Annotated in this window: 11 protein-coding genes and 1 pseudogene; 9 read left to right on the forward strand and 3 right to left on the reverse strand. The window is 66.1% G+C overall.

Translation table 11 applies throughout. The features are described 5' to 3' along the window. Nucleotides 1-150: 150 nt before the first annotated feature. The 3 genes from FVW27_RS20220 to rpmB form a co-directional block, all read right to left on the reverse strand. Nucleotides 151-933: an FxsA family protein gene (locus tag FVW27_RS20220; protein WP_167128879.1), complete on the reverse strand. Its 783-nt coding sequence runs from the start codon at nucleotides 931-933 to the stop codon at nucleotides 151-153. A gap of 286 nt (nucleotides 934-1219) precedes the next feature. Then, nucleotides 1220-2257 carry a DMT family transporter gene (locus FVW27_RS20225; RefSeq protein ID WP_167128882.1) on the reverse strand — a complete coding sequence of 346 codons (1038 nt, stop codon included), beginning with the start codon at nucleotides 2255-2257 and terminating at the stop codon, nucleotides 1220-1222. A 148-nt stretch (nucleotides 2258-2405) separates the two neighbouring features. Beyond that, a complete protein-coding gene (gene rpmB, locus FVW27_RS20230) occupies nucleotides 2406-2615 on the reverse strand; it encodes a 50S ribosomal protein L28 (RefSeq protein ID WP_015946721.1) in 210 nt (69 codons plus the stop codon). Nucleotides 2616-2856: 241 nt separating this feature from the next. On the opposite strand from rpmB, the gene FVW27_RS20235 reads away from it, so the two are divergent. The 9 genes and pseudogenes from FVW27_RS20235 to FVW27_RS20275 all read left to right on the forward strand — a co-directional run. After that, on the forward strand, nucleotides 2857-3468 hold the full coding sequence (locus FVW27_RS20235) for a YceD family protein (protein ID WP_167128885.1): 612 nt from the start codon (nucleotides 2857-2859) through the stop codon (nucleotides 3466-3468). A 45-nt stretch (nucleotides 3469-3513) separates the two neighbouring features. Further along, nucleotides 3514-3693, forward strand: coding sequence for a 50S ribosomal protein L32 (gene rpmF / locus FVW27_RS20240; RefSeq protein ID WP_167128888.1), 180 nt, complete (start codon nucleotides 3514-3516; stop codon nucleotides 3691-3693). After that, nucleotides 3686-4714: pseudogene (gene plsX / locus FVW27_RS20245) on the forward strand (phosphate acyltransferase PlsX); the annotation flags it as partial. The gene rpmF and the pseudogene plsX, both read left to right, overlap by 8 nt. A gap of 165 nt (nucleotides 4715-4879) precedes the next feature. Further along, on the forward strand, nucleotides 4880-5872 hold the full coding sequence (locus tag FVW27_RS20250) for a beta-ketoacyl-ACP synthase III (RefSeq protein WP_167128900.1): 993 nt from the start codon (nucleotides 4880-4882) through the stop codon (nucleotides 5870-5872). A 434-nt stretch (nucleotides 5873-6306) separates the two neighbouring features. Continuing rightward, complete coding sequence (gene fabG, locus FVW27_RS20255; RefSeq protein WP_167128890.1) at nucleotides 6307-7050, forward strand: 3-oxoacyl-[acyl-carrier-protein] reductase; 744 nt, start codon at nucleotides 6307-6309, stop codon at nucleotides 7048-7050. 183 nt (nucleotides 7051-7233) lie between these two features. Further along, nucleotides 7234-7464 carry an acyl carrier protein gene (acpP, locus tag FVW27_RS20260; protein ID WP_167128892.1) on the forward strand — a complete coding sequence of 77 codons (231 nt, stop codon included), beginning with the start codon at nucleotides 7234-7236 and terminating at the stop codon, nucleotides 7462-7464. Between the two features lie 180 nt (nucleotides 7465-7644). Next, nucleotides 7645-8892 carry a beta-ketoacyl-ACP synthase II gene (fabF, locus tag FVW27_RS20265; protein WP_167128895.1) on the forward strand — a complete coding sequence of 416 codons (1248 nt, stop codon included), beginning with the start codon at nucleotides 7645-7647 and terminating at the stop codon, nucleotides 8890-8892. 372 nt (nucleotides 8893-9264) lie between these two features. Further along, complete coding sequence (glyA, locus tag FVW27_RS20270; protein ID WP_167128898.1) at nucleotides 9265-10503, forward strand: serine hydroxymethyltransferase; 1239 nt, start codon at nucleotides 9265-9267, stop codon at nucleotides 10501-10503. Between the two features lie 235 nt (nucleotides 10504-10738). Next, on the forward strand, nucleotides 10739-11298 hold a 560-nt coding region (locus FVW27_RS20275), incomplete at its 3' end, for a deoxycytidylate deaminase (RefSeq protein WP_307831658.1).

The raw sequence follows: 11298 nt of genomic DNA on the forward strand, positions 1-11298 counted from the left end.
GGAGGCCACTGCGCTGCGGCCAGCCAGGGCCGAAGCGCCGCCGGAGCGCACCTGCCGGGGGCGGCGGAAGCGGTCTGATCCGTTGGGGGGTGCCATGAGCGATGCGGCAACCGGGAATAAGGGGGACCGGGAGGACCTGGGGCGGATGCGCTAGCGCGCGCCCGAACCGCCGGATGCCCCATCCGAAGAGTCACCCGACGGGCCGCCAGCCTTGCCAGGCTCGCGGGACGCACCGGAGGCACCCGACGGGCCGGAAGGCTCCACCGGTTCGCAGTCGATGACCACGGTGCGGCGGGGTTCCTGCCGCCCGGCCTGAGCACCACCAGCGCCGCCCCCATGGTCCGGACCATAGGGATGGGTGCCGCTGCCATCCGGCCCACCGAGCCCGTTCAGCCCATCCAGTCCATCTGGACCATTGGGGCCATTGGGGCCATTGGCATTGGGACCGAACATGGCCCCCCCGCCGCCGAAGGTTTCGGTGTGCCGTGCCCCGCCGGGGCCGAAATACCAGGTGCGCACGTGCACCGACGGCCCGCCCGTGCGGTCACCCGCATGGCCCGCGCGGCCTTCCGCCTGGATGGTGGCGTTCATGTGCCGCCGCAACAGGTGCGCGGCCAGCCTGCGCACCGGGGGCAGCAGCAGGAGCACCCCGAACGCGTCGGACACGAAGCCGGGAAAGACCATCAGAAGGCCAGCCAGCAGCAGGAACAACCCGTCCAGCATCTCGTCGGCGGGCAGCACGCCCTGGGCCAGGCTTTGCTGGATGCGCGCCAGCGTGCCCATGCCCTGGGTACGGGCCAGCCACACCCCGACCATGGCGAACAGGATCACCAGCAGCACGGCGTTGAACGCCCCGATGCGCGCGCCCACCTCCACCAGCACATAAAATTCCAGAAAGGGGACCAGAAGAAGGACAAGACCAAGACGGGGCATGTGGGCTCCGGGATGGTTGCGGTGGGAACGGTGCGCCGGGTGCGTGGAAGTATGTCCATGGGCCTGCACCGTGGCATGCGGGGCGCGGGAAACGGGGACGAAGAGACGGCGCGGAACGGCATGTCCGCGTGCGCCCATTCTGTAAGAATAGTCACGGAAAGGCCAGGCGGCAAGACGTATCCCGCCGGGAAAATGCGGGGAATGGGAACGCTGCGTCACGGGATGCGCCACGTCTGCACCAGCGGCATCTACCGTCGGGGCAGGGCGGCATCGGAAGGTACAGCCGTCAGGACGCCAGCACCACCAGGGCGGCTCCGGCGGCCATCAGCGCCGCACCGGGCAATCTGCCGTCACGGGCCGGGCGTCCGCCTCTGCCCGCGCCAGCGGAACCAGCGGAACCGGCGGAACCGGCGGAACCGGGGTAACCGGGGTAACCGGGGGCCGGGCCAACAGAACCATCCAAACCAGACGGTCTGTCCCGGCGGGCGCTGCCCCACCGTTCGGACAGCCGGTCGAACAGCACGGCGAACACTCCGTCCAGCCGCTTCACCGCGATCATGTTGGCGGCCGTGGTCAGGCTCATGGCCGTGAAGTGCACGTACGCGGCCAGAAACAGCACCGCGCCCATGACCGCGCCCCGCAACGGACGATCGACGAGCATGCGCGGGCGCACCCCGCCGAACACCATCAGTGCCGCCAGCATGGCCGGACCGTAGAGGGCGAAGAACACCCCGCCAGCCACGGCAGGCGTGGCGTGCAGGACCATCTGGCGATTCAGCACGCTGCCCAGCCCCCACAGCAGGGCCACCCCCAGCATGACCCGCGCCCCGCGCTCCGCCGCCAGGGTGCGAAAGGGGCGCAACAGCCGGGCCATGATGTCACTGCCGCCGCATTCGCCTGGGCCATGGTTTCCCGCCCCACCCGCGTTCAGTACCCAGCTGCCCGCCACCACCAGCAGCACTCCGGCCACGCCCGCCGGGCGGGGCGCAACCCCCAGCAGCAGGTATTCGTGTATCACCACGAAAACGGGGGAAAAGCACAGATAGGGGATCGTGCGCGACACCGGCGCCATGCGCACCGCCCACGCCGTGAGCAGGTGCCCGGCCATGTTCACCGGTACGGCGGCAAGGGTGGCCAGCCAGAACGGTGCGGGCAGGTCGGGCACGCCGCGCACTGCCAGCAACGTCAGAAACGGGGGCAGGCTCCAGAAGACCGGATAGGCCACCATGCGGGCGGGGGGCAGGTCACCGGCAAGGCGCCGCAGCAGGGTGGCGTCCAGCGCGGCCAGCAGGGCCGCCAGCAGGGCGGGAAGCGTCCAGGACATGGCCTACCCTACCCTGCATCCGCCACCGCCGAAAAGCGCCGGGCACCGGAAGGACGGCGACATTTGCGTGACGTAGCGCCCGGGACAACAACGTCAAAAAGCCCCGGCGGATACCACCGGGGCTTTTGAACGCTCGGATCGAAAAGCCTTAGGCGACCTTGCGGACGGCGGGCTTCACCACAGCGCCGGAGCGCAGGCAACGGGTGCAGACACTGAGGGTCTTCACTTCGCCGTTGGGGTACTGGTGGCGGACGCTCTGCAGGTTCGGCTCGAACCGACGCTTGGTCTTGATGTTCGAGTGGCTCACATGGTGGCCGACCTGGGCCTTCTTGCCGCACACATCGCACTGCTTGGACATGACTTTCCTCCGTATATGTGCAAAGTTCGCGTGGTCGTTCTGATGTGCCGCCGGTGGCGTTCTGCCGCCGGGGCGCCGCGCGGGGCGGGCGTCGACCGATGTGCCGGGCACGTTCCGGACGCATTCTGGATGTTTGCCGCCGCGAGAGATGGGAGTCTTATACCGCCGCCCCGAAAAACGCAACCCCTTTCTTGACAGCCCGAAGGGTTCGCATGTAGTAATCGCTGCTCGCGAGGTAGCCATGCACCAGATTTGGATTCCGCTCAAGGACATTCCGGCGGGCGGCGGCGAGTACGAGGTTGACGACCAGTCCGTCTGGCAGGGTCCCATCGCCGAGTTTTCACTGCCGTTCACCATCATCGAACCGCTGCGCGGCTCGGTATTCCTGCTGCCGCAGGACGACGGCTGCCTTGTGCGCGGCAGGCTCACGGGGCGCATCAGCGCGCCGTGCGACCGTTGCGCCGAACCGGCGGACGTGGTCATCGACCAGTCCTTCGACAGCTTTGAACCGTTTCCGGCCCAGCAGCCCGCCCAGCCGCATGCGCAGGATGACGCGCGCAAGCACGGCAAGGCGGCCACGGCAGTGCCTGAAACGGACGACGACTTCGAGGACGTGGACGCTGCCGTCATCCGCGTCTCCCCTTCCGGACAGGGCGTTGAAGTAAGCCTGTCCGGCCTGCTGTGGGAAGAATTTCTGCTGGCCCTGCCGGCGAAGCCGCTGTGCTCCGCTGGCTGCAAGGGCCTGTGCCCGTCGTGCGGAAGCAACCTGAATGTTGCCGCCTGCTCCTGCAAGAGCGAAGATGGCGATCCCAGGCTTGCCGCCCTGCGCGGCCTTACCATCGAAAAGAAGTAGCACAACCCCCGCCGCCCTCGGCGGGACATCCAGGAGAGGAACGCCATGGCCGTTCAGCAGAACAAGAAGTCCAAGTCCAAGAAGGGTATGCGCCGTTCGCACGATCGCGTGGCCATCCCCACCATCGTGTACTGCGCCTGCGGCGAGCCCACCGTTCCGCACCGCGCCTGCCCGAGCTGCGGCACCTACAAGGGCCGTCAGGTGGTCGCTCAGCCTAATGAATAACGCGACCATCATCGCCGTGGATGCCATGGGGGGGGATTTCGGCCCCTCCGTGGTGGTCCCCGGCGCGATCGAGGCGGCGCGCGACAAGGGGATCGCCCTTCTGCTGGTCGGCGACCAGGCGAAGGTGCAGGCCGAACTGGCCAAGATCCCCCTTGACGGCGTCGCCTATGACGTTGTCCACGCCAGCGAAGTTGCGGGCATGGACGAAAAGCCTTCGGATATCCTGCGCCGCCGCAAGGATGCGTCCATCCAAGTGGCCTGCCGCCTGGTGCGCGACGGTCAGGCGCACGGCATCGTCAGCGCCGGACATTCCGGCGCCACGGTGGCCTGCGGCATGTTCATCATGGGCCGCATTCCCGGCGTGGACCGGCCCGCGCTTGCCAGCATAATGCCCACGGAAAAGAACCCCATCGTCCTTCTGGACGTGGGGGCCAACGTGGACTGCAAGCCGCACCACCTGTTCCAGTTCGGCCTCATGGCCGACGCCTTCGCGCGCGACCTGCTGGCGTGCGAATCGCCGCGCATCGGCCTTCTGAGCATCGGCGAGGAAGAAGGCAAGGGCAACACCCAGGTCAAGGAAGCCTACGAACTGTTCAAGCTGGCGCAGAACGGCATCAACTTCGTGGGCAACGTGGAAGGCCGCGACATTTTCAGCGGCGAGGTGGACGTGGTGGTCTGCGACGGCTTTGTCGGCAACGTGGCGCTGAAGCTGAGCGAAGGGCTCAGCACGTCGCTCGGTCGCGTGCTGAAGCGCGAACTGCTCTCCGGCCTGCTGCCCAAGATCGGCACCCTGCTCGCCAAATCCGCCTTCCGCCGCTTTGCCCAGTTCGTGGACTATGCCGAATACGGCGGCGCCCCCCTGCTCGGTTTGCAGGGCATCGCCTTCGTCTGCCACGGCAAGTCCAACTCCAAGGCCGTGCGCAGCGCCGTAAAGCTGGCCGCCACCTTCGTGGAAAAGAAGACCAACGAACGCCTCGTCAAGGCCATCAGCGCCAACGAGGAGCTCACCCGCTACGGCAAGCCATCAAATAGGGCAGCCCAAGAAACGTTCCTTCCGGAGCCGGACGGCGAAACACGGTTTCGTTCGCGCCCCGGAACGGTTTCAACAGACGCCCCCGACAGTGAAAGGCCCTGCGTCCCCCACCCTGCACCTGCGGCGCCCCGCGCGCCGACCGGAATCAGCCACATGACAGCATCGCGCGATATTGCCTGCCGGGTCAGGGGGTTTGGTGCGTACACCCCCGTGGACGTGCTGACCAACTTCGACCTTGAAAAGTTCGTGGAGACCACCGACGAGTGGATCACCACCCGCACCGGCATCAAGCAGCGCCACCGCCTGGCCGAGGGGCAGAACGCCTCCGACGCCGCGGCGGAAGCCGCCCGCCTGGCCCTGGCCGACGCAGGCATGGAGCCGGGCGAGATCACCCACGTCATCAACGCCACCTGCACGCCCGACTACCTGTGCCCCAACACCGCCTGCCTCGTGGAGGCCAAGCTGGGCATCATGGGCGCCATGGCCTTCGATTTCAACGCCGCCTGCTCGGGCTACGTGTACGGCCTGTCCATGGCCCGCGCCATCGTGGCCGCCCAGCCCGAGGCCCGCGTGCTGCTGACCGCCACAGAAGCCCTGACCCGCCGCCTGAACTGGGCCGATCGCACCACCTGCGTGCTGTTCGGCGATGGTGCGGGCGCGTCGGTGATTACCGCCGACGGCGAAGGCGCCCTGCTCGAAGACGTGCTCTGCGCGTCGGACGGCAACCTGGGTGGCCTGCTGACCATCGGCGGCGGCACCCATACCCCCTACGCCAAGGGCGACCCGGTGGGCGACGACTTCTTCGTGCAGATGAACGGCCGCGACGTGTTCAAGCACGCCGTGCGCAACATGGCCGCCATCAGCCAGGACGTGCTGGCCCGCAACGGCCTGACCACCGACGACGTGGCCCTGCTCATTCCGCACCAGGCCAACCTGCGCATCATCGAGGCCGTGGGCGACCGTCTGGGCGTGCCCGCCGAGCGCGTGTTCGTGAACCTGCACGAGTTCGGCAACACCTCTGCGGCGTCCGTGCCGCTGGCCATCGCCGACGCGCGGGCCAAGGGCGTGCTGCGTCCCGGCATGCGAGTGCTGCTCGCCACGTTCGGGGGCGGGTTTACCTGGGGTGCCGCACTGCTGCATTTTTAACTGGCAAACGGCCCTTTTCCCGCTGGCGGACCGACCCGAAGGGCGCGTAGCGTGCCCGTTAGGCGAGTCCGCGAGCCTCACGGGCATCGAGCGCAGAGCGGTCAAACTTCGCCTGCCATGGCTTTGCTGTCATTATCCGTAAGACTCGCGCTACGCGCTCGCCTAACGGCTAAGGCTCGGTCGAATACAACAAGAGCGCGCTGCGGTCCTCATCCGTAAGGCTCGCAAGCTCGCCAAACGGCTGAGGCATACTCCCTCATGGCTGGCTCGTTTTCCTTGCCAGCGAAAAAAATCCGTTTGCCACGGATCGCCGGATGCCGGAAGAAAAGACGACATTCTTCACCCGGGGCACCCCTAATCGGGCCAATTGAAGTCGCACTGTCTTTGCGGTATAAGGCGGTGCCCTTTGCAACCCGCAACATGAGAAAGGCCGAATGAGCGAACTCACTTCCACCGCGCTGGTCACCGGGGGCTCCCGGGGCATCGGCAAGGCCGTGGCGGAAACCCTGGCCCGAGAGGGCTTTCAGGTCTACCTCACCTACGTGAGCAAGCCCGAGGAAGCCGAAGCCGTGGCCGCTGGCATCAACGCCGCGGGCGGTTCGGCGCGGGCCTTCCGTCTGGACGTTTCCGACGCCGCCGCCGTGTCCGCGTTCTTTCAGGAAGAAATCAGGGAAAAGGTCACCCTGGACGTGCTCGTGAACAACGCGGGCATCACCAAGGACGGGCTTATCCTGCGCATGAAGGACGACGACTTCGATCGCGTGCTGGACGTCAACCTTTCCGGCGCGTTCACCTGCCTGCGCGAAGCCGCCAAGCTGATGACCAAGCAGCGCAAGGGCCGCATCGTCAACATCACCTCGGTGGTGGGCCAGATGGGCAATGCCGGGCAGGTCAACTATTCCGCCGCCAAGGCGGGCCTGATAGGCATGACCAAGTCCGCCGCCAAGGAACTTGCCGGGCGCAACGTCACGGTCAACGCCGTGGCCCCCGGCTTCATCGAAACAGACATGACCGCGAAGCTCACCGACGAGGTTCGCGCGGCATATATCGAAGCCATCCCGCTCCGGCGCCTGGGACAACCCCAGGACATCGCCGATGCCGTGGCCTTTCTGGCTTCCGATAGGGCGGGCTACATCACCGGGCAGGTCATCGCCGTCAACGGCGGCATGTACTGCTAGGGCAGCCCATGAAGGGATGAGGGACAGCCCGTGGGGATTTGCCAGCAAATCCCTGCCACGGAATGCTTGCAGGCAGGCGCTGCCAGCCGTACAACAGGCATCCCGGACGAAACGGCTTGTGTAGACCGCCGCGTACGCAGCACCGACCGGCACCGAAACGAGAAAAACAGCATTGGAGGGACCATGTCCGTTGAAGAAAAGATCAGCAAAATCATCATTGATCAGCTTGGCGTGTCCGCCGAGGAAGTGAAGCCCGAAGCCTCCTTCGTGGAAGACCTTGGCGCCGACTCGCTCGACCTGACCGAACTGATAATGGCCATGGAAGAGGAATTCGGCATCGAAATCGACGACGACGATGCCCAGAAGATCCTCAAGGTCCAGGACGCCATCGCTTACATCAAGAACAAGCAGTAGGGCCTGTTCTTCACGCAACGAAGATCGCATGCGGGCGTCTTATGACGAGGTCATAAGACGCTCTCGCGCTTTTCTTCCGCACGGCCGAAACCACGCCGATGACGCACAACGACCCGTCATCGTTCCACATCCTTCCCGTTTGCGCGGGTTCGGCCCCACTACCGCCAAGAGGTACACTTAATGACCGGAAAGCGTGTCGTCGTGACCGGCCTTGCGGCCATCACTCCCCTTGGTAACGACCTTGCGACAAGCTGGGAGAACCTGGTGGCCGGAAAATCCGGCATCGGGCCCATCACCCACTTCGACGCTTCGGAGTACACCTCGCGCATCGCAGGCGAGGTCAAGGGCTTCGACCCAGAGAAGTACATGCCGGCCAAGCAGGCCAAGCGCATGGACCGTTTCGTCCAGTTCGCGGTGGCCACCGGCAAGATGCTCGTCGAGCATTCCGGCCTCGTCATCGACGACGCCAACGCCCACCGCGTGGGCGTGCTGCTGGGCGTGGGCCTTGGCGGACTGGAGACCATCGAGGTCTTCCATTCCAAGCTCGTCGAGTCCGGCCCCAACCGCGTCTCGCCGTTCATGATCCCCATGCTGATCTCCAACATGGCGCCGGGCCAGGTTTCCATCTTTACCGGGGCCAAGGGGCCCAACCTGGTCACCACCAGCGCCTGTGCGTCGGGCCAGCATGCCATCGGCTATGCCTACACCGACATCTTCATGGGCCGTTGCGACGCGGTGATCACCGGCGGCGTGGAAGCCACCATCACGCCCATGGGCGTTTCCGGCTTCACCGCGCTGAAGGCGCTGTCCACCGCCAACAATGACGATCCCGCCAAGGCCTCGCGCCCGTTCGACAACGACCGCGACGGCTTCGTCATCGGCGAAGGTTCGGGCTTCCTGATGCTGGAATCGCTGGAATCGGCTCAGGCGCGCGGCGCGACCATCTACGCCGAAGTGGTGGGGTACGGCGCGTCGGGCGACGCCTATCACATGACCGCCCCGCACGAGGACGGCCTGGGCATGGCGCAGGCCATGCGCGCCGCCATCGACGAGGCGGGCATCCGCCCCGAGGACGTGGACCACATCAACGCCCACGCCACCTCGACGCACCTCAACGACCTGTGCGAAACCAAGGCCATCAAGAAGGTGTTCGGCGACCACGCCAGGAACATCCGCATCACGGCCAACAAGTCCATGACCGGTCACCTGCTGGGCGCGGCGGGCGGGATGGAAGGCGTGTTCAGCGTCATGGCACTGCACACCGGCATCATCCCCGGCACCATCAACCGCGACACGCCCGACCCGGAATGCGACCTGAACTACATGACGGGCGGCTCGGAAAAGTACCAGCCCGAATACGTGTTGTGCAATTCGTTCGGCTTTGGCGGGACGAACTGCTGCATGCTGTACAAGCGCTGGAAGGGGTAATATCGCAAACGCAAGTATCGCGGGATGTTACGTCGTCAAAAAGCCTTTTTGCTCCAGTCGAATACCGAAGAGCGCGTTGCGGTCGCCATCCGTAAGGTTCGAAGACTCACCTAACGGCTGCCGCACACTCCTTCCGCAAAAAGGCTTTTTTCCTCGTCCCCGCCTCGCGCTCCGCACGTTTGCAGTCCCGCTCGATATCGGACTTTGTCCGACCCCGCTTGCCTGAACGGGGGTGCAGGGGGCTTGGCCCCCTGCCCGCCGGAGGCTTGCAGAACATCTCCCACCCTCCAACCGGGCACGGGAGAACGATATTTCCAGAGGTCGCGCGGCATCCTGACGCCGCGCGACCACAACCATTCACGGAGGCGAACCATGGACGAACTGCTGATTCAAGACCCGGAAGTGGGTCGCGCGGTCACTCTTGAAATCGAACGTCAGACCGGCAAGCTCGAGCTCATCGCGTCCGAGAACTTCGTCTCCGCCGCCGTCCGCCAGGCCCAGGGCAGCGTACTGACCCACAAGTACGCCGAAGGCTACCCCGGCAAGCGCTACTACGGCGGCTGCGAATTCGTGGACATCGCGGAAAACCTGGCCATCGACCGGGCCAAGGCCATCTTCGGCTGCGGCTACGCCAACGTGCAGCCCCATTCCGGCAGCCAGGCCAACATGGGCGTGTACTTCGCCTGCCTGAAGCCGGGCGACACCATCCTGGGCATGAACCTTTCGCACGGCGGGCACCTGACCCACGGCAGCCCGGTGAACTTTTCCGGCCGCCTGTACAACGTGGTGTTCTACGGCGTGAAGAAGGAAACCGGCTACATCGACTACGACGAAGTGGCCGCCCTTGCCCGCGAGCACAAGCCCGCCCTGATCGTGGCCGGTGCCAGCGCCTATCCGCGCACCATCGACTTTGCCCGCTTCCGCGCCATTGCCGACGAGGTGGGCGCCAAGCTGATGGTGGACATGGCCCACATCGCGGGCCTGGTGGCCACCGGCCTGCATCCCACCCCCATCGGGCAGGCCCACTTCACCACCACCACCACGCACAAGACCCTGCGCGGCCCCCGCGGCGGCATGATCCTGTCCGACGAGGACAACGCCAAGACCCTGAACAGCCAGATATTCCCCGGCATTCAGGGCGGCCCGCTGATGCACGTCATCGCGGCCAAGGCGGTGGCCTTCGGCGAGGCGCTGCGCCCCACCTTTGCCGACTACCAGAAGCAGGTGGTGAAGAACGCCGTCACGCTGGCAGGTTGCCTGACCGCCGCCGGGTACGACCTGGTTTCCGGCGGCACCGACAACCACCTGATGCTCATGGACCTGACGTCCAAGGACATCACCGGCAAGGACGCCGAGCACGCGCTGGACAAGGCGGGCATGACCGCCAACAAGAACACCGTGCCCTTCGAGACCCGTTCGCCCTTCGTGACCTCGGGCGTGCGCCTGGGCACCCCCGCCCTGACCACACGCGGCATGAAGGAAGCGGAAATGGAAAAGGTGGCCGCGTGGATCGTGGACGCCCTGGCCAACGTGAACAACGAGACCCGCCTTGCGGCCATCAGCCGCGAAGTGGAAGTCTTCGCGCGGCAGTTCCCGCTGTTCGCCTGGTAGGCCCCGCCCGCATCCGCAGGCAGAATCGCGGGCTGGTCGTTAACGATTTCCCGCGTTGTACAGGCCGTTCCTATTGAAGAGTTTGGGGGGGAGGGGTCCGGGGAGGGAGACCCTTTGCGGCAGCCGTTAGGTAAGCGCGTAGCGCGAACCTTACGGATGGCGACCGCAGAGCGTCAAAGGGTCCCCTCCCCGGCTCTTCTTCCCGCAATCACCGACAGGGGTACCCATGTCCACGCTGTCCCGCCTCCCCTGGCCCCAGTACTTCATGGAGATCACCTACCTCGTGGCCGAGCGTTCCACCTGCACCCGGCGCAAGGTGGGGGCCATCGCGGTGAAGGACAAGCGCATCCTGGCCACGGGCTACAACGGCGCGCCTTCGGGCGTGGCCCATTGCCTGGACGTGGGCTGCCTGCGCACCCAGCTTGGCGTGCCCTCGGGCCAGCGCCACGAAATCTGCCGGGGGCTGCACGCGGAACAGAACGTCATCGTGCAGGCCGCCATCCACGGCATTTCGCTGGCCGGTTCGGAAATCTACTGCACCACCCAGCCCTGCCTGATCTGCACCAAGATGCTCATCAACTGCGGCGTCACGGCCATCCGCTACGCGGAATCGTACCCCGACCAACTGGCCGAGGACATGCTGCGCGAATCGGGCGTGCACTACGAGGTGCTGCCCTTCACCCCGCGCACGGGCGGCCCCTGCCTGCCGCCGGTCATCCCCAATGCGCCGGACGGTCCCGATGTGCCCGGCGGCACTGCCGGCGGCCCCGCCAGCGACGACGGCAGCTGTGGCTG

The sequence above is a fragment of the Nitratidesulfovibrio liaohensis genome, assembly GCF_011682075.1.
GTDB classification, from domain to species: domain Bacteria; phylum Desulfobacterota; class Desulfovibrionia; order Desulfovibrionales; family Desulfovibrionaceae; genus Cupidesulfovibrio; species Cupidesulfovibrio liaohensis.